We start from the raw sequence: 24,160 nt of genomic DNA, 5'->3' as shown, positions 1-24,160 counted from the left end.
CTAAGGACGGCACCATGCCAGTCGTACTGGAACACCTGGGCAAGCGCTTCGGCGACGGCGCCCCGGTACTGGACGACGTCAACGCCAACATCAATCAGGGCGAGTTCGTTGCCCTCCTCGGTGCCTCCGGCTGCGGCAAATCAACCCTCCTGAACATCATCGCGGGACTCGAAGCGCCGACGTCGGGCGCCCTGGAAGTACCTAGCGACGGCGCCGCCTTCATGTTCCAGGACGCCGCCCTCTTCCCGTGGCTCACCGCCCGGGAAAACATCGAGCTGGCCCTCAAGCTCCGCGGGGTGGGCAAGGCCGAGCGCAAGGCCAAGGCCCAGGAGCTCCTGGAACTGGTGCACCTGGGGACGGCGGGGGACAAGCGCCCGCACGAGCTCTCCGGCGGCATGCGGCAGCGCGTCTCGCTGGCACGTTCGCTGGCCCAGGACCGGCAGCTCCTGCTCATGGACGAGCCGTTCGCCGCGCTGGACGCAATCACCCGCGACCTGCTGCACGACGAGCTGGAACGCATCTGGAAGGAAACCGGGCGCACCATCGTCTTCGTCACCCACAACGTCCGCGAGGCCGTCCGGCTGGGCCAGCGCGTCCTGCTGCTGTCCTCGCGCCCCGGCCGCGTGGTCCAGGAATGGGCCGTCACCGAGGAACACCGAACCGACGCCGGGCTCGCCGGCCAGCTGACCGGGGTCATCACCGCCCGGCTGCGGGAGGAGATTCGCCGCCATGCCAAGTAAGTCCCTGTCCGGCTCCGCGCCGGTGGTTGAGCCCGACGAAACCAAAACCCGCGAGCCAGTCCATGCCGCCCTGACCCGGACGTCCACCGGCAACGAGGACCTCCGGGAGCTGGAATCCGGCCTTGACTCGCTGCAGTCCGACGCCGACCGCAAACACCGGATCGACTGGAGCCGCATCCTCCTGCCCGTAGCCGCGCTGCTGGTGCTGGTGCTGGTCTGGCAGTTCTACGTGTCCCTGGGCGTCAAACGGCGCGACCTGGTTCCCGGGCCGCTGGACGTCCTTGGCCAGCTGGGCGTTCTCTGGGGCGACGGCAAGTTCCAGGAATCAGTCTGGACGTCGCTGCAGCGCGGCGTGGTGGGCTTCCTGATTTCGGTGGCCATCGCCACGCCGGTCGGCTTGCTCCTGGCCCAGGTGGCACCGCTGCGGCGCGCGTTTGGACCGCTCATTTCGGGACTGCAGGTCCTGCCCTCCGTGGCCTGGGTCCCCGCGGCCATTATCTGGTTCGGCCTTACCGACGCCACCGTGTACTTCGTGGTGTTCATGGGCGCCATCCCGTCCATCATCAACGGGCTCATCTCCGGCGTGGACCAGATCCCGCCGCAGTACCGCCGGGTGGGCACGGTGCTTGGCGCGTCCCGGCTGCAGATGGCCCTGCAGATTGTCCTCCCGGCCGCGCTGCCGGGCTACCTGGGCGGCCTCAAACAGGGCTGGGCCTTCTCCTGGCGCTCCCTCATGGCCGCGGAGATCATCGCTGTGGGCGGCACCATCGGCTTCGGCCTGGGGTCGCTGCTGGACCAGGGCCGGACCCTGTCCGACATGGGCGTGGTCATGGCCGCCATCCTGCTGATCCTCGCGGTCGGCATCCTGATTGAGCTTCTGGTGTTCGGCCCCATCGAGAAGCGCCTCCTGCGCCGCCGCGGCCTCCTGGCCGGCAGCACCCGCTAAGTCAGCCCGCACCCAGGCACCTGAGAGCCCGACGGCGAGTCCCGCCGTCGGGCTCTCTGCTGTCCTGTGCTCTGACTGTTCTGTGCCCTGACCTGACGGAACCGGGGCACTTTGACACGGACACGCCGGGTTTCAGGGCCGGTTCGACGCCGGAACGCGCCAAAGTGCCCCGCGACCGCCGGCGCCCACCAGGACGGGCCGTGGCAGACTGGCGCCATGACCGCCAGCTTCGAGTGCCGCACCGCGTCCCCGCTCCCCGTGGAGCAGCTCTTCGACCGGGCGCGCAGCATTGACATCCACTTGGAGTCGCAGCGGACAGCGGGCGAGCGGGCGGTGGGAGGGGTGACAACCGGGCTTATCGGGGAAGGCCAGGAAGTAACGTGGCGAGCCAGGCACCTCGGCATACCGCTCACCATGACCAGCCGCATTACCGCCTTCGATTACCCGCGCAGTTTTACCGACGAACAGGTCAAGGGCCCCTTCAAGGCCTTCCGGCACGTCCACGAATTCGCGCCTACTGCCACGGGAAGCCTGATGGTTGACCGGGTGGAGTTCACCGCCCCGCTGGGGGTCCTGGGCCGCGCCGTCGAGCGCCTGTTCCTGGCCCGGTACCTGGAGCGCCTCATCGTCCGCAGGGGCAGGTTCCTCGCCGCTGCGGCTAAACGTTTGTGACGCAGCATTACCTTACGTGAACTGGTGTTGCTCGGCCTTTGTGGGCGAATGTGACGCGGACCTACCGTTGATTCATGGCAATTCAGGACATTTACCCCACGGCGCTGCGGCTGCTCGGCCGCCCGGTGCTGGTGGTGGGCGGCGGCCCCGTTGCCGCCCGCCGCGCCAAGGGGCTGCTCGACGCAGGGGCCGTGGTCACCGTCGTGGCTCCGGTTGCCTCGCCCGCGCTGCTGGAGATGGCCGGCGCCGGCCTGCTCACCTGGGAAGCGCGGCCCTACCTTTCCAGCGACGTCGACGGCGTGTGGTTCGTCCAGACCGCCACCGGCGATTCCGCCGTGGACGCCCAGGTGTCGGCCGACGCCGAGGCACAGCGCGTTTGGTGCGTCAACGCCTCCAACCATGAAGCTTCCGCCGCCTGGACTCCCGCCGTTGCGGAGGTCGACGACGTCAAGATCGCCATCAACGCCGGGGGAGACCCGCGGCGGGCCATGGCCGTGCGCGATGCCGTGGCCACCGCCCTCGAAACCGGCGACCTGCCGCTGCGCCGCCGCCGCGCACACCAGGGATCCGTCGCGCTGGTTGGCGGCGGTCCCGGCGATACGGGCCTCATCACGGTCCGCGGCCGCCGTCTCCTGGGCCAGGCCGACGTCGTGGTCGCCGACCGCCTGGGCCCCCGCGGACTGCTCAACGAACTCGCCCCGGACGTCCGGATCATCGAAGTCGGCAAGACCCCCGGCCACCACCCCGTTCCGCAGGCTGGGATCAACCGGATCCTCGTCGAGGAAGCCCTCAAGGGACACCGCGTTGTCCGGCTCAAGGGCGGGGACCCCTACGTGCTGGGCCGCGGCGGCGAGGAAGCCGAATACTGCCGCCAGCACGGCGTCGAGGTTGAAGTGGTCTCCGGCGTCACCTCGGCAATCTCCGTTCCCGCAGCAGCCGGCATTCCCGTCACCCACCGCGGCCTGGCCAAGGGCTTCAGCGTGGTCACCGGCCACGAGGAACTCTCCGAGGTACCCGCCCGTCCGGACCACACGATCGTCCTGCTCATGGGCGTCGGCCAGCTGCGCGAATCCGCGTCCGCGCTGGGCGAAGCCGGCCTGCCGCAGGACACCCCGGTTGGTATCGTGGAAAACGGCTATTTGCCGGACCAGCGCGTCACTATTGGCACGCTCGGTTCCATCGCCGACCAGGCCCAGGCGGCCGGCGTCGCAAATCCTGCCGTGATTGTCATCGGTGACGTGGTGCGCGTGAGCCCCTTCGCGCCGTCGCACTTCAAAACCGCTGACTACAGCACCACCACCCCGAACAGCCCCCGCAAGACCGTCCTCACCACCTAGCCCCATCCAACTGACTGGCAGTTGTTGTCGTTCTGAGCCGTCAAAACGACAACAAATGCGAGCCAGTTGGGCCGGAACGAAGAAAAGGAACACAGCCGTGTCATCCAGCACCACCGTAGGAACTGCTGCGCGTCCGCTGCGCGTCGCCGTCGTGGGCTCCGGCCCGGCCGGCGTCTACGCCGCTGACATCCTCACCAAGAGCGAAGCCGTCAAAAGCGGCGAGCTGACCGTCAGCATCGACCTCTTTGACCGCTACCCGGCACCCTACGGCCTCATCCGCTACGGCGTGGCCCCGGACCACCCCCGCATCAAGGGCATCGTGAACGCCCTGCACAAGGTGCTGGACCGCGGCGACATCCGCTTCTTCGGCAACGTGGACTACGGCACGGACCTCACCATCGAGGACCTCCGGACCCACTACGACGCCGTTATCTTCGCCACCGGCGCCATCAAGGACGCGGACCTGAACATCCCCGGCATCGAGCTGGAGGGCTCGTTCGGCGGCGCCGACTTCGTCTCCTGGTACGACGGCCACCCCGATGTCCCGCGCGAATGGCCGCTCGAGGCCAAGGAAATCGCGGTGATCGGCAACGGCAACGTGGCCCTGGACGTGGCCCGTGTTTTGTCCAAGCATGCCGACGACCTCCTCACCACCGAGATCCCGGACAACGTCTACGCCGGCCTGAAGGCTTCCCCGGTCACCGACGTGCACGTCTTCGGCCGCCGCGGCCCCGCCCAGGTCAAGTTCACCCCGCTGGAGCTGCGCGAGCTGTCCCACTCCAAGGACGTAGACATCATCCTGTACCCGGAGGACTTCGAGTTCGACGAGGAATCGGACCGCCAGATCCAGACCAACAACCAGACCAAGACAATGGTGGGCACGCTCACCAACTGGATTGCCGAGCAGCCCGAGGACGTCTCCGAGCTCAAGGCGTCCCGCCGCCTGCACCTGCACTTCCTGCACAGCCCGGTGGAGATCTATGACGACGCCGAGACCCCGGGCAAGGTGGCCGGCATCAAGTTTGAGCGCACCGAGCTGGACGGCACCGGCAACGCCCGCGGCACCGGCGAGTACGTGGACTACCCGGTCCAGGCCGTCTACCGAGCCATCGGCTACTTTGGTTCCGCCCTCCCGGACGTGGAGTTCGACCACAAGAAGGGCGTTGTGGTGAACGACGGCGGCCGCGTCCTGGACTCCGACGGCAACCACGTCCCGGGCATCTACGCCACCGGCTGGATCAAGCGCGGGCCGGTCGGCCTCATCGGCCACACCAAGGGCGACGCCCTGGAGACGGTGACCTACCTGCTGGAAGACCGCGAAAACCTTCCCGTCGCTTCGGCACCGGAGGAGGACGCCGTCACCGAACTCCTCGACGCACGCGGCGTGAAGTTCACCAGCTGGGAAGGCTGGCTGGCGCTGGACGCGCACGAACTCGCACTGGGTGCAGCTGCCACTGAGGCCGGGGGATCGCACGGCGTGGAGGTCAAGCGTGAGCGCATCAAGGTGGTGCCGCGCGAGGACATGGTGGACATCTCCCGCGACGGTGTGGCCGCGCAGGTCTAACGCACCGATTCAACGCACCATCAGACAGGAACCGCGGGGCCATTGGTCCCGCGGTTCCTGCTTTAATATGCCCTAACCCTGTTGCTTACCAGCGCCGCCAACGGCCATCAGCTCCAGGCGACGCAGGGTCTCGCGGTTCCGCGCCGAAATCAGCGGGTCCCGCAGGAATTTCGGCATCAGCTTGCCGGGGCCGCGGATGGCATCCTCGGCGATGGTCACCAGGCACTGGTCGCCCCGGTCCTCCAGCGTGATCTCCACCTTGGCCTCGCCCATCGGCCAGCCCCGCGCCACCAGTTCCAGCGAGCGGCCTGGCTCGACGGCCGCCACGCTGGTGCTGTCATCAATCACCAGCGGCCAGGCGCCCACGGAGTGGTGCAGCCGGGAACCCTGCCGGGGCCATTCGGCGTCCACGTCCCTGATCCGGGATGCGCCCACCACCCAGCCGGAATACAGCCAGCCGTCGGCGATGACCCGCCAGACGTCGGCCGCGGGGGAGGTGAACAGCTGCGAGACGGTGGACATGGAGTTCCTTCCGGTTCCGGTCATGCTTTGGTGGGGTGCTTCGGCGGACCCCGTCGGGTGTCCGGGGTCCTTCAAGTGTCCGACGGCGGGAGGTGCGGGCCGCCGTGCGGCCCGGTAGGACGGCTTCCGCAGGCGGCGGGTCCAGGCGTACGTCCGGGCGCCCGGCGGCTGGTTCTCAAGAGGGTCGAAACGCAGCGGGATGTCCGCGGGGTCCGCACCCGCGTTCAGCCGCAGTTCACCGCACGCCCGCCACGGCCCTCCGGGTTTGGCCCAGGACAGTCCCAGCACCCATTCGCCGGAGGCTGGCGACCCCGAAGGCAGGTTCAGCGTCCGCAGTCCCAACAGCACCGGGCCCGTCCGGCCGCGGTACGGCACCAGCGTGGTCAGGGTGGCTCCCGCAATGTCCAGCCGCGGCATCAGGAGGAACCTGCCCGGCAGTCCCCAGCCGGTGGAGGCAAACAGGACGTCCGCGGGGTTGGTACCGGAGGCAGCGGCAGGGGTCGAGGAACCGGCGGAAGCACTGGTCGGCGAAACCCGGAGCGCCAGGCCCAGGATGTCCGGCAGCGCCTGCGGCAGGCCCAGGGACCGTGAAAAGCGGGCCACCACCGGGTCGGTCCCCGGGGAATCGAGCCAGTCGATGCCGCTGGGCTGTGCGGGGTTGCCGGTCCTGGTGAGCTGTCCGGCCAGGCCCAGGCCCTGGGGGTGGATAGGCCGGTCCGGCCGCGCGAGTTTGAGGAGCCGGAAGAGGGCGGCAAAGGCCTGCCCGGCACTCCCGGTGACGGTGGAAAGAACGCGCGGCTGCTGGGTCATACTTCCTTCCTACCCATAAAGCGGCGGACTACATGCGCCCGAACCGGGCCCGGATCAGCGCGAAGATCCCGTAAGCGATGAAGCCGGCGCCAATGGCCACCAGGAGGGTGGGCCCGAACGGGTGGTGCTGCAGGGCCTTGAGGCTGCCGTCCAGGCCGGTGGATTCCTCGGGCCGGTGCTTGGCCGCGGCGATCACGAACAACAGGCCCGTGAGGTCCAGCGCTATCCCTTTGGCCACATGGCCGGTGACGCCCAGGCTGTCGATAAGCCTGCCGCGCCGGGTGCCGTCGAAGTGGAACAGCTCCTCCTTGAAGCCGCGACGGATTCCCTTGACGATGAAGTAGATGCCGATGCCCAGGATGGTCAGGCCCAGCGCCACCAGGACCCACGGCCCCAGGGGGTTGGCCATCAGGCTGGCACTGAAGTCCCGGGTGTTGTCTCCCGAGTCGCTGCGCTGGCCCAGGGCGAAGCCGGCGAACGTAAGGCCCACACTGCCGTATGCGATGGCCAGGAATCCCGAGGAGACCAGCTTGGCCAGCCGTTCCTTGCGTGCCAGGCTCCGTGCGCGCAACGTCGCTTCGCTGGCCTGCCACAGGGCAAGGCCCAGGCATGCCGCCACGCACCCCCACATGACCACGGGTCCCCACGGGTTGTCCGCGAGCTGGGCGATGGCGCCGGTGGGTTCGGCATCGCCCGGATGGCCGAGGGCGATGGCAACGGCGATGGCCCCAACGATGATGTGCAGCACCGCCATGACGGCAAATCCGGTGCGGGCCAGGACGTCCAGGGCCTTGTGGTTGGACGCCTCCTCGACAGCGTCTGCTGCCTGGCTGAGGGTGGAATCGCCGTCGGACATGGTTCAGCCGTTCATGGGCCCTTCGGCCCTCAGCTTCTCCGCGCCCGGTCCCTCCACGTGCACGGTGCAGCGGACCACCAGCTGGCCCGGGGCGTTGTCCAGTTCCACCAGGGAATCGTCCGCGCTGAGGACGGTGAACACCTCGGACCCGGTGACCGCCTCCACGCCCTTGGCTTTGGCGGTTTCCCGCGCATTCCTGAGCGCCTCGCGCTGCAGGCCGTCCACGTAGCCGCCGTCACTTTCACGGGCGGGGTCCCCGAAGGCCCAGCCGAACAATGTTCCTGTTTTTCCCATGGCGACGATATTACGCGGTTGCCCCCGCCCGGGACGGGGTTTCGTAATATTAGTAAGTGTGCTTACCATGGGCGCACCATACCTCGATGGAACAGGCAAGCGAAGTCCGCTGCACAGCGGCAAAACCCGGAACCAGTTCACAACGTTAGGAACGCACATCATGGCAGGAAACCTCATTGCCCGTTCAGTTCACGACCTGACCGCGGCAGCATGGTTTGGCGGATCACTCATGGGCGCCATCGGACTCAACGGCGCGGCGGCCCAGGCCAAGGACCCCGCCGAGCGCACCCGGCTTTCCAGTGCCGGCTGGATGAAGTGGGCGCCGTTCCAGACGGCGGCTTTCGCCTCCCACCTGGTGGCGGACCTCGCCATCGCCTGGGAGAACAAGGGCCGCATCGCCAAGCAGGAGGGCGTGGCCCGCGACACCGTCATCAAGACGGCGGTCACCGTGGTGGGCGCCGCGGTGACCCTGTACTCGGGCATCCTGGGCAAGAAGGTGGAAAAGCTTGCCGGTGAAGGCGCCGAAGGCGCAACGGAGCCGCACGGCGCGGCCTCGGACGAATTGAAGACGGCCCAGCAGCAGCTCAAGCTCCTGCAGTGGGCCATCCCCGGCTTCGCAGCCCTGGTGATCATCCTCGGCGCCAAGCACGGCGAGATGCAGCGGCCCAAGAACGTCTTTGCAGGCCTCCGCGGCGAGTAGGGCGGACACGCAGTAAGAAGCTGACGACGGCGGCCCGGCACGTAAGTGCCGGGCCGCCGCCGTGTCCGGGGTGCTTGGGGCGGAGTCCGCTAGACCGGTTGCGTATTGGCCGGGGGCAGGTCCGGGTTCATGTCCTTCAGGTCCGGGTCCTCGGCTGTCCACACTTGGATGATGGCCCAGGCCACCGCCGCCAGCGGCACGGACAGGACCGCGCCCACGATCCCTGCCAGGATGGTGCCGGCAGTCAATGCCATGAGGATCACCAGGGCATGGAGCTGAAGTGACTTGCCCATGACGACCGGCTGCAGGAGGTCGCCCTCCAGCTGGTTGACCGCGACGACGACGGCCACCACAATGAGGGCCACCACCGGCCCGTTGGCAACAAGCGCCACGAGGGCGGCCAGGATGCCTGCGACCGTTGCCCCCACCAGCGGGATGAAGGCGGTAATGAAGACGATGATGGCCAGCGGAATGGCCAGCGGTACCTGCATGATCAGCAGCGCCGCACCGATGGCCACGGTATCCACCAGGGCCACGATCGCGGTGCCGCGGACGTAGCCGCCCAAGACCTCGAGCGTGCGGCGTCCGGACCGGCGCAGCTTGGCTTCACGCTGGCCGGAGAAGGGGCGGAGGAAGAAGTCCCAGATCTTGGCGCCGTCCTTGAGGAAGAAGAACAGGATGACCACCATGAGGCTGGCCCCGGCAATAAATTCGGTCACCACGGACAGCCCGGTGACCGCGCCGGAGCGGACCTGGCTGCTGGTGGCAAACTGCACCACCGCCTCCCGTGCCTGGTTGAGCTGTTCCTGCTCGATGGGGATGGGCCCCGTCAGCAGGAACTGCTCCAGCTCGTCGAGGCCGGAGGAGGCCTGCGCCGCCAGTTCGCCCCACTGGTTCCGGACGGAGAAATAGATGACGGTGGACACGCCGGCCAGGATCACCAGCAGCGCCACGAACGCCATGCCGGTGGCCAGGCCGCCCGGTATCCCGCGGCGGCGGAGCATGTTCACGAACGGGCCGATCGCTGCTGCCAGGATCAGGGCGATCAGGGCGGGGATCGCCAGGAGCTTGATCTGCATCAGCGCGAAGACGGAGACGGCGACCACCAGCACAACCAGCAGAACCTGGGCTGCGCGGGTGCCTGCCCTGCCCAGGCCGTCAGACCAGAGCGCGCCCGGCGGCCTGGAGCCCGGTGCTTTCCTGATGGTGCCTGGGCGCTGACCCTGGCGGGCTGCACCGCCCGGCCGCCCGGCATCGGTATGTGCCCCATCGCCAGCCGCTGCGCCGTCCTGCGCCTGCCGGAGGGGCTCGTTGCCCAGCTCTTGATCACTAAGGCGTGTTGATCGCGCCATGGGTACTCCTCATCGTCCGGAGGGTGCCCTGCGCCACGGGATGCGGCGCAGGGCAGAACAACCTTCGTCAGATGGTAAGCCTACTGATGGTTTGGGGGTGCGGAAACCCCGGAGCGGGCCCTTCCCCGCAGGGTGTGCCGCCGGGACTACTCGGCCAGCCACTCCGCGCAGGAGTTCAGGTTCCGGTTCACCGTGGCGACGGCAGCGTCTTCATCCCGCCGCTCGATCGCAGCGAGCAGCGTCTCGTGGCCGTCCCGCGGAAGCCCGTTGAAGCCGGGCCGGCGCTGCTGCTTGAGGAGATCCTGGTGGAACGCGGTTCCGAAGCTGGCGTAGAGCTCGTGCAGCAGCGGGTTCCCGGACGCCCGGGCGATGCCTTCGTGGAAGTGCCAGTCGGCGTCCGCCCAGGCGTCGACGTCCCCGTTGTTCCAGGCCTGGTCCCGGCTGGCGAGCAGGGCACGCAGGGCCGTGACGTCGTCGTCCGTGGCATTGCGGGCGGCCAGCCGGGCCGCCTGGGTGTCCAGGCCCAGCCGCACCTCAAGGATGTGCTGCTCGGTGTGGTCCTGGTACATCCGCTGCGCGGCGCCGGACATCTCGCTTGTGGCGCGCACATAGGTGCCGTCCCCGCGCCGGACCTCCAGCATGCCGCCGTGGGCAAGGGCCTTGACCGCTTCACGGAGGGTCCCGCGGGAGACGCCGAGCCGGGCCATGAGTTCCGGTTCGGGCGGGATGCGCTGGTTCAGGGCCCACTCGCCGGAGTGGACCATCCCGCGCAGCTTGGCCGTGACTTCGGCGGCGAGCGGCGGCCGGACTGACGGGCTCAGGGACATGGCGTTACTTCCTTCCGTCCGCAGCCCGGACCGGAGCTGCCCCTGCGGGCTTTCCGGTCATGGCGCGGCCGGTAATCAGGTGGGATACCACAATCTGTACCAGGGCCAGTGCCAGCAGCAGCACCAGCGGCAGGATCCAGCCGCCCGTGGCGCTGTGCAGCAGGCCCATGCCGAACGGGCCCACCGTGGCCAGCAGGTAACCCGACGACTGGGCCAGCGTGGACAGTGCAGTGGTTTCGGCGGTGCTGGTGCCGCTGCGGCTGATCATGACCATCACCAGCGGGAAGATGCCCAGGCCAAAGCCCAGCAGGACGGCGGGCACGGCCGCCAGCCCCACGGGGAGGACCAGGAGCGCCAGGATTCCCACGGCCATGGTGATGCTCACCAGGTAGAACGCCGGGCGCAGCATCCGCGGGCGGGAGCCGATGGCGATCAGCACCATGCCCGCCGGAACGGAGACCAGCTGCATGAGCCCGAACATCAGTCCGCTGTCCGAGGCGCTCAGGCCCATGGTGGTGAGCATGTAGGGAAACCAGCTGAGCAGGGCGTACGCGAGCAGGGCCTGAAGGGCGAAGATCGCGGTGAGGAGTTGACCTTTGCGGGTCCGCAACAGCGGCCAGGGGGACACGCGCAGGCCCGTGGCCGGGGCGGCGTTGCGGTGCGCGTGCAGTGCCACGGGCAGGAACCCCAGGAAGGCGGCCACGGCAGCGATGCCGACGGCGCCCACCGCGGCGGACGGGGATCCGAGGGCTTGGGCCAGGGGTACGACCAGGACGGAGGTCAGGGTGCCGCCGGTGGTCATGGTCACGGTGTAGACGGCGGTCATGAGCGAGGTGCGGGAGGCGAAGTGCTCGCGGATGAAGGACGGCATGGCCACGTTGCAGATGGCCAGTCCGGACATGCCCACCACACTGCCGGCCACGAGCATGCCGGTGGCGGGGATGCCGCGCAGCAACAGGCCGCCGGCCAGCAGGGCCAGCGACAGCAGGATGGCTTTCTCCACACCCACCTTGCCGCTGAGCCAGGACGTCGCGGCGCCGGCCACCGCGAAGCAGAGTGTGGGAATCGACGGAATGATGGCCGCCACCAACGCCCCGTAGCCCAGTACCGACTGGAGGTCGTGCAGCAGGGCTGACGCCCCGGTGATGCCCGCGCGGAGGTTCAGCCCGATCAGCACCAACGCAATGACACCGAACACGACGGCGGAGCGTGGCTTGGCAGGCGCCATGCCGGGTGCCGGCGCGGCGGGGGCTGCGGTGGGCGCCTGGATGCTTGCGGGCGGGGAAGCGGGGGGAGTGGCGGACATACCCTCCATCCTAAAGGTTAGACGTTTGATGTTTGCGCTTTTGTGGCCAACCTCTCCCGGTCCGGCGCCGCTGCAATAGACTGCCAACGGACTGTCGGAGGGCCTGGCGCGGACCAGGTGGTGCGGAAGGACGGCTGTGGAGGCTTCCCGGGGACTCGAGATCGAGAAAAAATACGACGTCGACACTGGCGCCGCAGTGCCCGCATTGGAGCAGGCGGCAGGGGTGGCCCGCACGGGCAAGCCGCATACCGATCTCCTTGAAGCGGTCTACTTCGACACGCCAAAGCATTCCCTCGCCGCCCGGCGCATCACCCTCCGCCGGCGCACGGGCGGGAAGGACGCCGGGTGGCACCTGAAGCTGCCACCCCAGGCCGCCGCCGCAGCCGGGGAAGGCCCGCAGCAACGCACGGAACTGCACGCACCCCTGGGCCGCCCGGACGTGGTCCCGGACGCCCTGCTCACCCACCTGCATGCCTACCTCCGGGGTGCCGTCCCGGTGCCGGTGGTCCGACTGCACACGCGGCGCACCACCTACCCCCTGTACGGTGACGACGGCGTGCACCTCGCCGACCTCGCCGACGACCAGGTCACCGCCGAACGGCTGCAGGAGGGGGGCGCAGCCACCCGGCAGCAGTGGCGCGAGTGGGAACTGGAACTGGTCCACGGCGACCCAGGCCTCTTTGGCCCGGTGGAGGAACTGCTTGCCGCTGCCGGCGCCCGCCCCGCAGGCCACGCCTCCAAGCTGGCCCGCGCACTGGGGCCGGGCAAGGCGGCCGGAACGCGGTCCCCCGGCGGCGGGGACGCCGCCGGCCCCGCCGGCGACGAAGGCAGCCCGGCGCTGCTGGCCGGAAAGCGTGCCCCCGCAGCCGCCGTCGTCACCGTGTACGTGGGGGCGCAGATTGAGCAGATCCTTGCCACCGATGCCGCTGTCCGGGGCGAGGAGCCGGAGGCGGTCCATGCCATGCGCTCGGCAACGCGCCGGATCCGCTCGGTCCTGGGCGCCTACGGGAGGCTGTACCGGGCGTCGCCGGTGCGCAAGCTGCGGAGCGAGCTGAAGTGGCTGGGCCAGCTGCTGGGCCGGCCGCGTGACGCTGAAGTCCTGCGGGAGCAGCTCCGCGGAGAGCTGGCCGGGCTGCCGCCCGGGGACGGTGTTGCGGGAGCAACGGCAGGCCTGGAACAGCGCACGGTTGCCGATTACGACGACGCGTACCGGCTCCTGCGCGAAGCCCTGGGAACGGAGCGCTACTTCCGGCTCCTGGACAAGCTCGAGGACTTCCGGGACAACCCACCGGTGCGGGCCGAAGCGGTTACGCCCGGCCGGCGGGCGGCGGCAAAGGCGGTGGACAAGGCCGCCAAACGGCTGCGCCGCTCACGCAAGGCTGCCAAGGGGGCACGGCGCGGCAGGGAACAGGAACTTGCCCTCCACCGTGTCCGCAAGGACGCCAAGCGGCTGCGCCACGTGGCCGAATCAGCCGCGCTGGTACATGGCAAGCGTGCGGGCAAGGTGGCAAAGGCCGCCCGCCGGCAGCAAAGGATCCTGGGCAGCTTCCAGGACGCCGCAGTGGCCCGCGACCTGCTTGCCGGTGTCGCCGCCGACAACACCGACGCGGCCGCCGCAGGCATCTATGCCCACCTGCTCAGCCGGCAGGAAGAACGGATGCTGGCAGCCCGGGCCGGCTTCCGGAAGGCCTGGAAGAAATCCCGCGACCTGTTGGGGCACGGCGTCATCTGATCCGGCAGCAGGGCGCTGCCGGCCCCCTTTTCCGCCTCCCTGCCTACCTGCCCTGGCGGGCCGACAACCGGGCCACGGCCAGGGCGAGCCACAGCTGCACCCGGTCGGCGGTGACGGCGGGGTCGTACCCCGTCAGTTCGGTGATCTGGGCCAGCCGGTAGCGGACGGTGTTGCGGTGCAGCGTGAGCTCCTCCGCCACCGCGGCCACCGAGCCGTTGTTGTTCAGGTAGCTCTCCAGCGTGGCCATCAGCTCAGAGCCGTGTGCGGCATCGAAGGACCGCAGGGGGTTCAGTGATTCGTGGGCCATATCCGCCAGCGGCACATCCTCGCTGGCCAGCAGCAGCGACGTCAGGCTGAGCCGCTCGGGTTCGTTGACGGGCAGGCCGTGGCTGGCGGCGTCCCGGGCCTCGAAGTAGCTCCAGCGCAGGCCGTTCGGCTTGGTGTACGCCCCGCCGATGCCGATCGTGGCGTGGATCCCGGCTTCGGCGAGGTGGTCGCTGAGCTTCCGTGCCAGCGCCGGCGCCGTCCCGCCGTCGTCATTGACCACCAGTACCAGGTCCTTGCCCACGACGGCGGCAACGGCCTTTTCCAGTTCCAGCGGCACCGAGGTGCTCCCCAGGGCCTTGCCATGGGCGGCCGAAACAGCGAGCAGCACCACGTTCTTGCGGGTGCTGTTCACGCCCACGCCGGCCAGGCGGCGCTGCGCCTCGCTGGTCTCCAGCGCGCCGTGGATCACGTCCTCCAGCACCTGGCCGCAGAGGGCACGCTGGGCCTGCCGCTGCTTGACCATGTTGTTCAGCTCCACGCTGATCAGGTTCTGCGCGTAGCCAATGATCCCTGTGTCCTCGAACGGCTGGCGCACCCACAGCGTGCACGCATCGCGCCGCCCGGTAGGGACGGGATAGCTGGACCAGGTCTCCGCCGACGGGCTGGCGGTGCTGCTGTTGTACAGCTGCGCGGTGAACTGCGTGAGCGCGATGTCTGTACGCAGCATGCCCCCCAGGTTCTTCAACAGCTCGGAAAGTCCGCCGCCGGTCAGCAGCGCCCGCGCCAGCACCTGGTGCCCTGCGATCAGCCGTTCCAGCTTGGCGTAGTGGTCCGCCGACTGGGCGTCCGCCACCAGCTTGGTGATGGCAATGAAGGGAGTCTCGTACGGCACCTCCACCACGGGCAGGCCCCAGCGGTTGGCCTCCGCCAGGAGGGCCGGCGGCACCGCCTCATGCGAAAGGCCCACGCCGAAACCGATGCCCACCGCGCCGGCGCGCTGCACCTGGCGGACAAAACGGCGCTGCTCAGGGGCGGAACGCAGCCGCAGGCCGGTGGTGAGGACCAGCTCGCCGCCGTTGAGGAACCGCTGGGGATCCTCCAGCTCCGTGACGGCAACCCAGTTGATGTCCTGGTTCCAGGTAGTCTCCGCCACGCCCGCCTTGGACAGCTTCAGGGAGGACACGCCCACCAGGGCAGCAAGGGAAATGGCCATGAAGCAAGGATAAACGTGAGCTGGGCAACCGCACTAAACCTCTTTGGCAAGGGTGTGCAGGTGGCTATTCACCCCGCTTGGGCGCTGGCATAGGCTCAAGGCAGTTCCATCCATCCGTCGTGGTCTCCGCCCGGCCGCCGATGGCCCTTACGAAAGAGGTTGCACACCGTGGTCCAAACCTTGCAGAACTTCATCAACGGGAAGTTCGTCACCCCCGCCGGCACCACCCTGCTGGACGTGGTCAACCCCACCAACGGCGACGTGGTGGCGCAGGCCCCCGTTTCCGTGCAGGCGGACGTCGATGCCGCCATGGCAGCTGCCAAGGACGCCTTCAGGACCTGGAAGCATGTCACCCCGGGCCAGCGCCAGCTGATGCTGCTCAAGCTCGCCGACGCCATTGAGGCCAACAGCGACGAGCTCGTCGAAGCCCAGCACCGCAACACCGGCCAGGTCCGCTCCCTGATCGCCTCCGAGGAAGTGGCTGCCGGCGCCGACCAGCTCCGCTTCTTCGCCGGCGCCGCCCGCATCATGGAAGGCAAGTCCGCGGGCGAGTACTTCGAGGGCCACACCTCCTACGTCCGCCGCGAACCCATCGGCGTGGTGGCCCAGGTGGCGCCCTGGAACTACCCGTTCCTGATGGCCATCTGGAAGATCGGCCCCGCGCTCGCGGCCGGCAACACCGTGGTCCTGAAACCGTCGGACACCACCCCCGAATCAACCCTGGTCCTGGCACGCCTGGCCGGCGGCATCTTCCCGGCCGGCGTGCTGAACGTGGTGCTCGGCACCGGCGAAACAGGCGCCATGATGGTGGAGCACAAGGTCCCCGGCCTGGTGTCCATCACCGGTTCCGTGCGCGCCGGCATCGCCGTTGCCTCCGGTGCCGCAAAGGGCCTGAAGCGTGCGCACCTGGAGCTCGGCGGCAAAGCCCCGGCCATCGTGTTCAAGGACGCCGACATCAAGAAGAGCGCCGCGGCCATCGCCGAGTTCGCCTTCTTCAACGCCGGCCAGGACTGCACCGCCATCACCCGCGTGCTGGTGGAGGAGTCCGTGCACGACGACGTCGTGGCCGCCATGGTGGAGCACACCAGGACCCTGCACACCGGCTCGCAGAACGACGAAGACAACTACTTCGGCCCCCTGAACAACGTGAACCACTTCAACGCCGTCACGTCGGTGGTGGAGAACCTGCCGGCCAACTGCCGGATCGAAACCGGCGGCCACCGCGCGGGGGAGAAGGGCTACTTCTTCGAACCCACCATCATCACCGGAGCAAAGCAGACCGACGACGTGGTGCAGAAGGAAACCTTCGGCCCGGTCATCACGGTGCAGAAGTTCAGCACCGAAGAAGAGGCAGTGGCCATGGCCAATGACGTGGACTACGCCCTGGCCTCCAGTGTCTGGACCACCAACCACGGCACCGCCATGCGGCTGAGCCGCGACCTGGACTTCGGCGCCGTCTGGATCAACACCCACATCCTGCTCACCGCCGAAATGCCGCACGGCGGCTTCAAGCAGTCCGGCTACGGCAAGGACCTCTCCATGTACGGCGTGGAGGACTACACGCGCATCAAGCACGTGATGTCCGCCCTCGACGCGTAAAACCACCCACCGCCAGGCTTCAAAGAAAGGCCTTCCCATGACCACCACCGCATCAGACATCACCTACCGCCTGGAGCAGAAGCGCAACGTCCAGGCCGACTTCCCGGGCCCCAAGTCCGTGGCACTGACCGAACGCCGCAAGTCCGTGGTGGCTGCCGGCGTCGCCTCCAGCGTCCCGGTCTACGTTGCAGACGCCGACGGCGGCATCATCCACGACGTCGACGGCAACTCCTTCATCGACCTCGGCTCGGGCATCGCCGTGACCAGCGTGGGAGCGTCCGATCCCGCCGTCGTCGGCGCCGTCAAGGAAGCGGTGGAGCACTTCACCCACACCTGTTTCATGGTCACCCCGTACGAAGGCTACGTGGCGGTCGCCGAGCAGCTGAACCGCCTCACCCCGGGCGACCACGAAAAGCGCACCGTCCTCTTCAACTCCGGCGCGGAAGCAGTGGAAAACGCCGTCAAGGTGGCCCGCCTGGCAACCGGCCGGGACGCCGTCGTCGCCTTTGACCACGCCTACCACGGCCGCACCAACCTGACCATGGCGCTGACCGCCAAGGCCATGCCGTACAAGACCAACTTCGGACCGTTCGCTCCCGAGGTCTACCGCATGCCCATGAGCTACCCGTACCGCGAGGAAAACCCCTCCATCACCGGTGCCGAGGCCGCCAAGCGTGCCATCACCATGATCGAGAAGCAGATCGGCGGCGACCAGGTGGCCGCGATCATCATCGAGCCCATCCAGGGCGAGGGCGGCTTCATCGTTCCCGCCGAGGGGTTCCTGCCCGCGCTGGCCGCCTGGGCCAAGGAAAAGGGCATCGTCTTCATCGCGGACGAGGTCCAGTCCGGCTTCTGCCGCACGGGCGAATGGTTCGCAGTGAACCACGAGGGCGTCGTCCCGGACATCATCACCATGGCCAAGGGCATCGCCGGCGGCATGCCGCTGTCCGCCATCACCGGCCGCGCCGACCTGCTGGACGCCGTCCACCCCGGCGGCCTGGGCGGCACCTACGGCGGCAACCCGGTGGCCTGCGCCGCGGCGCTGGCCTCCATCGGCTCCATGGAGGAGTACGACCTGAACGGCCGTGCCCGCCACATCGAGGAACTCGCGCTGGGCCGGCTCCGCGGCCTGCAGACTGAACTGGCCGGCTCCGGCACCGCCGTGATCGGCGACGTCCGCGGCCGCGGCGCCATGCTCGCCGTCGAACTTGTCCAGGCAGGGTCCAAGGAGCCGAACCCGGAACTGACCAAGGCTGTTGCCGCCGCCTGCCTCAAGGAAGGCGTCATCATCCTCACCTGCGGCACCTACGGCAACGTCATCCGCCTGCTGCCGCCGCTGGTCATCACCGACGAACTGCTGAACGACGGCCTGGATGTCCTCGCCGCCGCCATCAAGGCCAACGCCTAACCGGAACGACTCCCTCCGGCAACGCAAAGAAGGTGGGCTCCCGGTGGGGAGCCCACCTTCTTTGTCATCGGACGCTTTCTAGGCCGCCTGGCGGAGCGCTGCCCGGCGGGCCACCGAGTTCCTGCGCGCCGTCCGCAGCATGTCCAGGGTCAGCAGGAGCAGTGCCAGCCACACCACCCCGAACCCCATCCAGCGCTCCACGGTCATGGCCTCCCGGAACACCAGCAGCGCCACCAGGAACTGCAGCACGGGGGCAAAGTACTGCAGCAGCCCGATAGTCGTCATGGGCAGCCGCCGCGCGGAGGCGCCGAAGAAGAGCAGCGGAACGGCGGTGATCACGCCGGACGCCAGCAGCAGCCAGAAGTGCCCGGGCCCCTGGGAAGTCAGCGTGGAGCTGCCGTTCGCGGCCAGGACCACCATCGCCACGGCGGCCAGCGGTGCCAGCACCATGGTCTCCACGCTGAGGCTGGTGATGGCGTCCACCCTCGACCCCACCCGGTTCTTGACGAAGCCATACAGGCCGAAGCTGAACGCCAGCGTCAGCGCAATCCACGGCAACTTCCCGTAGGAGTAGGTGAGGACGCCCACGGCCACGAAGCCCACGCCCACCGCGGCCCACTGGAGCGGACGCAGCTTTTCCTTCAGGACCAGCACGCCGAGGAGCACCGAGACCAGCGGGTTGATGAAGTAGCCCAGTGACGTTTCCACCGCCTGCCCGGTGGTCACGCCGTAGGTATAGGTCAGCCAGTTGATGGCGATCAGGAAAGCAGCCAGCGCCAGGGAACCAAACACGCGGCGGTCCTTCAGCGCGGCAGCCAGCACACCCCACGCCCGGGTGACCGTGATCAGGAGGGCGCAGAACAGGAGCGACCACACCACGCGGTTGGCCACGATCTCGACGGCGCCGGCCGGCATCAGGATGAAGAAGTACAGCGGGAGCAGCCCCCACAAAACGTACGCGCCGATGCCGAACAGCATTCCCGCCGTCGAATCCCCGGCGACTGCCTTGGGACCCGCGGGCACCGCATCACCTGCCGTGGAGCGTGACGTGGGGGAGGTGGCTACGGGGGTTCCTTCTGGCATGGGCACGCTTTCCATAACAGCAGCCCGCGGGCAGGTATTCCGGGACGCAGGCGGGAAAACCCGAAAATAGTCAGTAGGCTTTCTTTCATGACATGTGCCCGTACCCCGCAGCCGGCCCCATGAGGCTCCGGCGCAGCAACGCCTCGGGCCGCGGCTACCGCAGGGTACCGGCAGGCAAAGGCTTCAGTTACCGGGACCTGGACGGCTCCACCCTGCCGCCCGGTCCCGTCCGTGACCGGCTGGAGAGCATCGGCATCCCGCCCGCGTGGACGGACGTCTGGATTGCCCCGTTTGAGAACGGCCACATCCAGGCCACCGGGGTGGACGCGGTGGGCCGTCGCCAGTACATCTACCACCCGGAGTGGCGTGAGCGTAAGGATCGGGTGAAGTTCGACCGGTCCCTCCAGTTGGCCGAATCGCTGCCCGCGGCACGCCGCATGGTCACCATGGACCTGCGCAGCGATGGCTTCACGCGCGAGCGGGTCCTGGCGGCCGCGTTCCGGATGCTGGACAGCGGATCCCTGCGCGTGGGGTCCGAACGCTACACCAATGAAAACGGCAGCCGGGGCCTGGCCACCCTGCTGTGCGCCCACGTCCAGGTCCGCAAGGACCGCATCCTGCTGCGCTTCCCGGGCAAGAGCGGCAAGGACTGGGAATCGGAGATCCGCGACCCGGACCTCGCCGTCGTGCTGCGCCTCCTCAAGCGCCGCGGGCCCAACGCCCGGCTCCTGGCCTACAAGGAGGGCAGGACCTGGCGTCCGGTCACCAGCGCGGACATCAACGCCTACGTGAAGGAGCGGACCGGATCGGACTTCACCGCCAAGGATTTCCGCACCCTTCGCGGGACGGTGGCCGCGGCGGCAAGCCTTGCCCGGACCGGCCCCCAGCGCACGGCGGCCAAACGGAAACGGGCCATCAGCCGGGCCATGCACGAGGCCGCGGAGACGCTGGGCAACACACCCTCCATCGCCCGGAAGAGCTACGTGGACCCCCGCGTCCTGGACCACTTCCATGACGGCGAAACCATCGATCCAAAGCGCCTGGACTCGGCGGAGGCCGAACTCCGGGCACTCCTGTACCGCGAAGGCAAGGTGGTGGCCCTGGCCGCCAACTAGAATGGGGGACTGTGCGCTGCATGACGCGGCGCAGTCTCATGAAACGTGAGCAGGACCAGTTCAGAAGGGCTCCCGGTGTCCAACAAGAGCGAAACCGCCAACCGTCCCCTCCGCGTCGCCATCGTCGGCGCAGGACCGGCAGGAGTCTATGCTGCGGACATCCTCACCAAGTCCAGCGGGGTGAAGGACGGCGACTTCCAGGTCAGCATCGACCTCTTCGAGGCCTACCCCGCGCCCTACGGACTGATCCGTTACGGTGTGGCCCCGGACCACCCCCGCATCAAGGGCATCGTGAACGCCCTGCACAAGGTCCTGGACCGCGGGGACATCCGGTTCCTGGGCAACGTGACCTACGGCCGGGACCTTACCCTGCACGATTTCCGGGCCTTCTATGATGCCGTGATCTTTTCCACGGGCGCCGTGAAGGACGCGGACCTGGACATTCCCGGCATCAACCTCCAGGGTTCCTTCGGCGGCGCCGACTTCGTGTCCTGGTACGACGGGCACCCCGATGTTCCCCGGGAATGGCCGCTCGAGGCCAGGGAAATCGCCGTCATCGGCAACGGCAACGTGGCCCTGGATGTGGCCCGCATGCTGGTCAAGCACCCCGAGGAGCTGCTGAGTACCGAGATTCCGGACAACGTCTACCAGGGCCTGAAGTCCTCGCCCGTCACGGACGTCCACGTTTTCGGCCGCCGCGGACCGGCCCAGGTTAAATTCACCCCGCTGGAACTGCGCGAGCTCAGCCATATGGACGACGTGGACATCGTCCTGTATCCGGAGGACTTTGAATTCGACGAGGCCTCGGATGAGGCCATCCGCAGCAACAACCAGGTCAAGACCATGGTGAACACGCTCACCAATTGGCTGGTTGAGGAGCACGCGGAGTCGGAGAGCCCCTCCTCCCGCAGGCTGCACCTGCACTTCCTGCACAGCCCCGTGGAAGTGCTCGACGACGGCACGGGCAGGGTGGGCGGCATCAAGTTTGAGCGCATGCAGCTGGACGGGACCGGCAACGCCAAGGGCACCGGGGAGTACGTCGAATACAACGTCCAGGCTGTCTACCGGGCCATCGGCTATCACGGCTCCGCCCTGGACGAACTGGAGTACGACGCCAAGCGCGGCGTCATCCCCAATGAGGGCGGACGCGTCCTGGATGCCGACGGGAACCCCGTCCCGGGCATCTACACCACGGGCTGGATCAAGCGCGGACCCGTCGGGCTCATCGGCCACACCAAGGGCGATGCGCTGGAGACCATCGGCTTCCTGCTGGAGGACCGGCCGAACCTCCCCGCTGCACAAAACCCGGATCCCCAGGCCATCATCGACTTGCTCGAGGAACGCGGTATCGAATACACCACCTGGGAAGGGTGGAACAAGCTCGACGCCCATGAGGCTGGACTCGGGGCCGCTTGGACCGGACCCGAAGGCCTGGACCACGTGGTGCGCGAACGGATCAAAGTGGTGCCGCGCGAGGACATGATCCGCATCTCCCGCGGCTGACTCCGGCCGCACTCCGCCAGCAGGTGGTTACTTAGGGAGGGCCATCAGCAGGAACGTCATTCAAACCACTTTTGACGGCTTCATGAAGGTGCGGGATTCTCGAAGCACAGCGGATCCTGGTACCGCGACACCGATGACGTGATCACTGTGGCCGAATTGCAGAAATCGCAGTATGGACTGCAGTAATACGTGAACATTGCACTGTGGCTGCGCCCTCTGGGAGAGGCGAAAACCCCCAAAGAGCAGGCCTCCCACGTTCGCAGCCGCCTCTCACTGCTTGTTGGAAGCGCGGACGGGCAGCTGGAGGCGCTGGCCGTGAAGGGGGCATCTGATGGGTCGGGCGGGCCCTGGTTGTAAACCTGGCCCGGTGACCTCTGGCCGCAGAGCCGTATTCAAGTTAGTCTGATTAACATGAATATGGCGGGAACCCGTGCCTACGACTCCCGGAAGCGTGCGGCCTCTGCCGCCGCAACCGGGCGCCGGATCCTGCAGGCAACGCTGGACCTCTTCATGGAGGGGCCGCTCGCCGGCGTGACGCTGAATGCCGTTGCTGAACGGGCCGGGGTGACCGTCCAGACCGTCATCCGCCGCTTCGGCGACCGCCCGGGCCTGATCCACGCCACGGCGGAATTCGCGTCAGCGCAGGTTGCCGGCCAGCGCGGTGCCGCTCCTCCCGGCGACGTACCCGCCGCCGTCGACAATCTCCTGGAACACTACGAAACCACCGGCGCCCTGGCCCTGAAGATGCTGGCCGAGGAGGAAACGTCCCCTGTCCTCGCAGAGATCACCGAAGGCGGCCGGCAGCTCCACCGGCAGTGGTGCGAACGCGTCTTCGCGCCCTTCCTGGCAGATGACTTCCTGCCGGACGGGGTAGAGCGGAAGCGCCGCCTTGCCCAGTTCGTCGCCCTCTGCGACGTCTACACCTGGAAGCTGCTGCGCCTCGATGCCGGGCTCAGCCGCGACCACGTGGCCCACTGCCTGCTCGAAATGCTGGAACCCTTCATCCGGAGGCCCTGATGTCCACCGTCCTTGCCTACACCTCTCCCGCCATCGGCCACCTTTTCCCCATGGTCCCGCTGCTCCAGGAGCTGAAGGTCCGCGGGCATGGTGTCCACGTCCGTACCCTGCGCCGGCAGGTCCCGCTGCTCATGGAGGCGGGGTTCCATGCCGGACCGGTGGATGACCGGATACTTGCGGTCGAGGCCACTGACTACCGCGCCAACAACGCGAAGGCGGCCCTGGCTTCCAGCGTGGAGACCTTCACGGCCCGCGCCCGGTTCGACGCCCCGGACCTGCAGCAGGCCATTGATGACGTTCGCCCGGACCTGCTGCTCATCGACATCAACGCCTGGGGAGCCCGCATCCAGGCCGAATCCTCGGGGCTGCCGTGGGCCACTTTCAGCCCCTACACCCCGCCGCTCCAGTCGAGGGGAACGCCGCCGTTCGGACCCGGGCTTGCCCCCATGTCCGGCCCGCTGGGGAGGGCCCGTGATGCACTGGCCCGCCGCCTGGTGACCGGCGCCGTGGAAAAGCTGATGCTGCCGCACATCAACGCGCTGCGGGCGGAGCTGTCCGCCGGCCAACTGCTACCCGTCAGCGGTGCGGACGAGATGTTCCGCACCGCGCCGCTGATGCTTGTGGCCACGTCGCAGCCGTTCGAGTATCCCCATCCGGACTGGGGGCCGGACGTGCGGATGATCGGCGCGCTCGGCTGGGAACCGCCCGCGGAGCCTCCCTCCTGGCTCGGGGATGGCCAGGACCCCGTGGTCCTGGTGACCACATCCTCCGAATACCAGGCCGACGAAGCCCTGGTACGGGCGGCGCTGGCCGGCCTGGCCGCTGAACCCTTCACCGTGGTGGCCACCCTGCCGGCAGCGGACACCGGGTCCGCCGGGGCGCACCGGGCATCCGGCGCCGAAGCCTTTGCGTCCGTCCCGGCCAATGCCCGGCTGGAACACTTCGTGCCGCACGGTCCCGTCCTTGACCGCGCCGCCGTCGCCATCACGCACGGCGGCATGGGGGCGACGCAGAAGGCGCTCGCCAAAGGGGTGCCCGTGGTGGTGGTTCCGTTCGGCAGGGACCAGCACGAGGTGGCGGCGAGGGTGGTGGCCGCCGACGCCGGGGTGCGGCTGAGCCGGAAGCACCTCACCCCGGAAAGGCTCCGCGCCGCCGTCCACCAGGCCCGGACCAAGGCGCCGGGGGCGCGGCGGGTTGCGGAGGGCTACGCTGCCGCGGGTGGAGCAGTGGCAGGGGTGGATGCGCTGGAGGAACTGGTACGGCTAGACTAGCCGCGCCAGAAGCCTGCACTTTCCGG

General features: G+C 68.4%; 21 protein-coding genes. 13 read left to right on the top strand and 8 right to left on the bottom strand.

All coding sequences use genetic code 11. The features are described 5' to 3' along the window. The first annotated feature begins 14 nt into the window (after positions 1 to 14). The 5 genes from LDO14_RS15160 (at position 15) to LDO14_RS15140 (ending at position 5,259) form a co-directional block, all read left to right on the top strand. On the top strand, positions 15 to 740 hold the full coding sequence (locus LDO14_RS15160) for an ABC transporter ATP-binding protein (protein ID WP_223992371.1): 726 nt from the start codon (positions 15 to 17) through the stop codon (positions 738 to 740). Then, on the top strand, positions 730 to 1,686 hold the full coding sequence (locus tag LDO14_RS15155; protein ID WP_018769009.1) for an ABC transporter permease: 957 nt from the start codon (positions 730 to 732) through the stop codon (positions 1,684 to 1,686). Before LDO14_RS15160 ends, LDO14_RS15155 begins: the two co-directional genes overlap by 11 nt. A 216-nt stretch (positions 1,687 to 1,902) precedes the next feature. After that, the gene (locus tag LDO14_RS15150) at positions 1,903 to 2,358 is read left to right on the top strand and encodes an SRPBCC family protein (protein WP_134163944.1); all 456 of its coding nucleotides are present in this window, start codon (positions 1,903 to 1,905) and stop codon (positions 2,356 to 2,358) included. Between the two features lie 74 nt (positions 2,359 to 2,432). Then, on the top strand, positions 2,433 to 3,695 hold the full coding sequence (gene cobA / locus LDO14_RS15145; RefSeq protein ID WP_018769011.1) for a uroporphyrinogen-III C-methyltransferase: 1,263 nt from the start codon (positions 2,433 to 2,435) through the stop codon (positions 3,693 to 3,695). A 97-nt stretch (positions 3,696 to 3,792) separates the two neighbouring features. Beyond that, positions 3,793 to 5,259 (top strand): FAD-dependent oxidoreductase, encoded by a 1,467-nt coding sequence (locus LDO14_RS15140; protein WP_018769012.1) that lies wholly within the window; start codon positions 3,793 to 3,795, stop codon positions 5,257 to 5,259. 72 nt (positions 5,260 to 5,331) lie between these two features. Here LDO14_RS15140 and LDO14_RS15135 read toward each other — a convergent pair whose 3' ends face one another. Genes LDO14_RS15135 through LDO14_RS15125 form a run of 3 tightly spaced genes read right to left on the bottom strand, consistent with a single transcriptional unit; the run spans position 5,332 to position 7,741 of the window. Then, on the bottom strand, positions 5,332 to 6,591 hold the full coding sequence (locus tag LDO14_RS15135) for an SRPBCC family protein (RefSeq protein ID WP_223992370.1): 1,260 nt from the start codon (positions 6,589 to 6,591) through the stop codon (positions 5,332 to 5,334). Between the two features lie 28 nt (positions 6,592 to 6,619). Then, positions 6,620 to 7,447, bottom strand: coding sequence for a DUF1206 domain-containing protein (locus tag LDO14_RS15130; protein WP_018769014.1), 828 nt, complete (start codon positions 7,445 to 7,447; stop codon positions 6,620 to 6,622). 3 nt (positions 7,448 to 7,450) lie between these two features. Continuing rightward, positions 7,451 to 7,741, bottom strand: coding sequence for a hypothetical protein (locus LDO14_RS15125; RefSeq protein ID WP_026265726.1), 291 nt, complete (start codon positions 7,739 to 7,741; stop codon positions 7,451 to 7,453). 160 nt (positions 7,742 to 7,901) lie between these two features. Between LDO14_RS15125 and LDO14_RS15120 the strand changes: the two genes are divergently transcribed. After that, positions 7,902 to 8,441, top strand: a complete 540-nt coding sequence (locus LDO14_RS15120; RefSeq protein WP_018769016.1) for a hypothetical protein — start codon at positions 7,902 to 7,904, stop codon at positions 8,439 to 8,441. 89 nt (positions 8,442 to 8,530) lie between these two features. Here LDO14_RS15120 and LDO14_RS15115 read toward each other — a convergent pair whose 3' ends face one another. The 3 genes from LDO14_RS15115 to LDO14_RS15105 form a co-directional block, all read right to left on the bottom strand. Then, complete coding sequence (locus LDO14_RS15115; protein WP_223992369.1) at positions 8,531 to 9,793, bottom strand: AI-2E family transporter; 1,263 nt, start codon at positions 9,791 to 9,793, stop codon at positions 8,531 to 8,533. Between the two features lie 146 nt (positions 9,794 to 9,939). Further along, positions 9,940 to 10,620 (bottom strand): FadR/GntR family transcriptional regulator, encoded by a 681-nt coding sequence (locus LDO14_RS15110; protein WP_018769018.1) that lies wholly within the window; start codon positions 10,618 to 10,620, stop codon positions 9,940 to 9,942. Positions 10,621 to 10,624: 4 nt separating this feature from the next. Next, positions 10,625 to 11,848 carry an MFS transporter gene (locus LDO14_RS15105; RefSeq protein ID WP_223995266.1) on the bottom strand — a complete coding sequence of 408 codons (1,224 nt, stop codon included), beginning with the start codon at positions 11,846 to 11,848 and terminating at the stop codon, positions 10,625 to 10,627. A 214-nt stretch (positions 11,849 to 12,062) separates the two neighbouring features. Here LDO14_RS15105 and LDO14_RS15100 point away from each other — a divergent pair, with 214 nt between their 5' ends. Beyond that, a complete protein-coding gene (locus LDO14_RS15100; RefSeq protein ID WP_223992366.1) occupies positions 12,063 to 13,658 on the top strand; it encodes a CYTH and CHAD domain-containing protein in 1,596 nt (531 codons plus the stop codon). Between the two features lie 43 nt (positions 13,659 to 13,701). Here LDO14_RS15100 and LDO14_RS15095 read toward each other — a convergent pair whose 3' ends face one another. After that, complete coding sequence (locus tag LDO14_RS15095; RefSeq protein ID WP_018769021.1) at positions 13,702 to 15,138, bottom strand: PucR family transcriptional regulator; 1,437 nt, start codon at positions 15,136 to 15,138, stop codon at positions 13,702 to 13,704. Positions 15,139 to 15,306: 168 nt separating this feature from the next. Here LDO14_RS15095 and LDO14_RS15090 point away from each other — a divergent pair, with 168 nt between their 5' ends. Both LDO14_RS15090 and gabT read left to right on the top strand, forming a co-directional pair. Next, positions 15,307 to 16,737 carry an aminobutyraldehyde dehydrogenase gene (locus tag LDO14_RS15090; protein ID WP_056393178.1) on the top strand — a complete coding sequence of 477 codons (1,431 nt, stop codon included), beginning with the start codon at positions 15,307 to 15,309 and terminating at the stop codon, positions 16,735 to 16,737. Between the two features lie 37 nt (positions 16,738 to 16,774). Then, positions 16,775 to 18,145: a 4-aminobutyrate--2-oxoglutarate transaminase gene (gene gabT, locus LDO14_RS15085; RefSeq protein WP_018769023.1), complete on the top strand. Its 1,371-nt coding sequence runs from the start codon at positions 16,775 to 16,777 to the stop codon at positions 18,143 to 18,145. Between the two features lie 78 nt (positions 18,146 to 18,223). Here gabT and rarD read toward each other — a convergent pair whose 3' ends face one another. Continuing rightward, the gene (gene rarD, locus LDO14_RS15080; RefSeq protein WP_018769024.1) at positions 18,224 to 19,228 is read right to left on the bottom strand and encodes an EamA family transporter RarD; all 1,005 of its coding nucleotides are present in this window, start codon (positions 19,226 to 19,228) and stop codon (positions 18,224 to 18,226) included. A 119-nt stretch (positions 19,229 to 19,347) separates the two neighbouring features. On the opposite strand from rarD, the gene LDO14_RS15075 reads away from it, so the two are divergent. The 4 genes from LDO14_RS15075 (at position 19,348) to LDO14_RS15055 (ending at position 24,134) form a co-directional block, all read left to right on the top strand. Then, complete coding sequence (locus LDO14_RS15075) at positions 19,348 to 20,343, top strand: DNA topoisomerase IB (RefSeq protein ID WP_134164166.1); 996 nt, start codon at positions 19,348 to 19,350, stop codon at positions 20,341 to 20,343. A 75-nt stretch (positions 20,344 to 20,418) separates the two neighbouring features. Continuing rightward, positions 20,419 to 21,846 carry an FAD-dependent oxidoreductase gene (locus tag LDO14_RS15070; RefSeq protein WP_018769026.1) on the top strand — a complete coding sequence of 476 codons (1,428 nt, stop codon included), beginning with the start codon at positions 20,419 to 20,421 and terminating at the stop codon, positions 21,844 to 21,846. Positions 21,847 to 22,257: 411 nt separating this feature from the next. After that, on the top strand, positions 22,258 to 22,863 hold the full coding sequence (locus LDO14_RS15060; protein ID WP_081620186.1) for a TetR/AcrR family transcriptional regulator: 606 nt from the start codon (positions 22,258 to 22,260) through the stop codon (positions 22,861 to 22,863). After that, on the top strand, positions 22,863 to 24,134 hold the full coding sequence (locus LDO14_RS15055; RefSeq protein WP_018769029.1) for a nucleotide disphospho-sugar-binding domain-containing protein: 1,272 nt from the start codon (positions 22,863 to 22,865) through the stop codon (positions 24,132 to 24,134). Before LDO14_RS15060 ends, LDO14_RS15055 begins: the two co-directional genes overlap by 1 nt. Positions 24,135 to 24,160 lie beyond the last annotated feature (26 nt).

This window comes from Arthrobacter sp. NicSoilB11 (assembly GCF_019977375.1).
In the GTDB taxonomy this organism is placed as follows: domain Bacteria; phylum Actinomycetota; class Actinomycetes; order Actinomycetales; family Micrococcaceae; genus Arthrobacter.
This window is presented reverse-complemented; position numbering and strand designations above follow the sequence as displayed.

What these genes read in the sequence shown, in the direction of transcription:
- LDO14_RS15160 (WP_223992371.1), top strand. Translation starts at nt 15, where the DNA reads ATGCCAGTCGTACTGGAACACCTGGGCAAGCGCTTCGGCGACGGCGCC.
- LDO14_RS15155 (WP_018769009.1), top strand. Translation starts at nt 730, where the DNA reads ATGCCAAGTAAGTCCCTGTCCGGCTCCGCGCCGGTGGTTGAGCCCGAC.
- LDO14_RS15150 (WP_134163944.1), top strand. Translation starts at nt 1,903, where the DNA reads ATGACCGCCAGCTTCGAGTGCCGCACCGCGTCCCCGCTCCCCGTGGAG.
- cobA (WP_018769011.1), top strand. Translation starts at nt 2,433, where the DNA reads ATGGCAATTCAGGACATTTACCCCACGGCGCTGCGGCTGCTCGGCCGC.
- LDO14_RS15135 (WP_223992370.1), bottom strand. Translation starts at nt 6,591, where the DNA reads ATGACCCAGCAGCCGCGCGTTCTTTCCACCGTCACCGGGAGTGCCGGG.
- LDO14_RS15130 (WP_018769014.1), bottom strand. Translation starts at nt 7,447, where the DNA reads ATGTCCGACGGCGATTCCACCCTCAGCCAGGCAGCAGACGCTGTCGAG.
- LDO14_RS15125 (WP_026265726.1), bottom strand. Translation starts at nt 7,741, where the DNA reads ATGGGAAAAACAGGAACATTGTTCGGCTGGGCCTTCGGGGACCCCGCC.
- LDO14_RS15120 (WP_018769016.1), top strand. Translation starts at nt 7,902, where the DNA reads ATGGCAGGAAACCTCATTGCCCGTTCAGTTCACGACCTGACCGCGGCA.
- LDO14_RS15115 (WP_223992369.1), bottom strand. Translation starts at nt 9,793, where the DNA reads ATGGCGCGATCAACACGCCTTAGTGATCAAGAGCTGGGCAACGAGCCC.
- LDO14_RS15110 (WP_018769018.1), bottom strand. Translation starts at nt 10,620, where the DNA reads ATGTCCCTGAGCCCGTCAGTCCGGCCGCCGCTCGCCGCCGAAGTCACG.
- LDO14_RS15105 (WP_223995266.1), bottom strand. Translation starts at nt 11,848, where the DNA reads ATGGCGCCTGCCAAGCCACGCTCCGCCGTCGTGTTCGGTGTCATTGCG.
- LDO14_RS15095 (WP_018769021.1), bottom strand. Translation starts at nt 15,138, where the DNA reads ATGGCCATTTCCCTTGCTGCCCTGGTGGGCGTGTCCTCCCTGAAGCTG.
- gabT (WP_018769023.1), top strand. Translation starts at nt 16,775, where the DNA reads ATGACCACCACCGCATCAGACATCACCTACCGCCTGGAGCAGAAGCGC.
- rarD (WP_018769024.1), bottom strand. Translation starts at nt 19,228, where the DNA reads ATGCCAGAAGGAACCCCCGTAGCCACCTCCCCCACGTCACGCTCCACG.
- LDO14_RS15075 (WP_134164166.1), top strand. Translation starts at nt 19,348, where the DNA reads ATGAGGCTCCGGCGCAGCAACGCCTCGGGCCGCGGCTACCGCAGGGTA.
- LDO14_RS15060 (WP_081620186.1), top strand. Translation starts at nt 22,258, where the DNA reads ATGAATATGGCGGGAACCCGTGCCTACGACTCCCGGAAGCGTGCGGCC.
- LDO14_RS15055 (WP_018769029.1), top strand. Translation starts at nt 22,863, where the DNA reads ATGTCCACCGTCCTTGCCTACACCTCTCCCGCCATCGGCCACCTTTTC.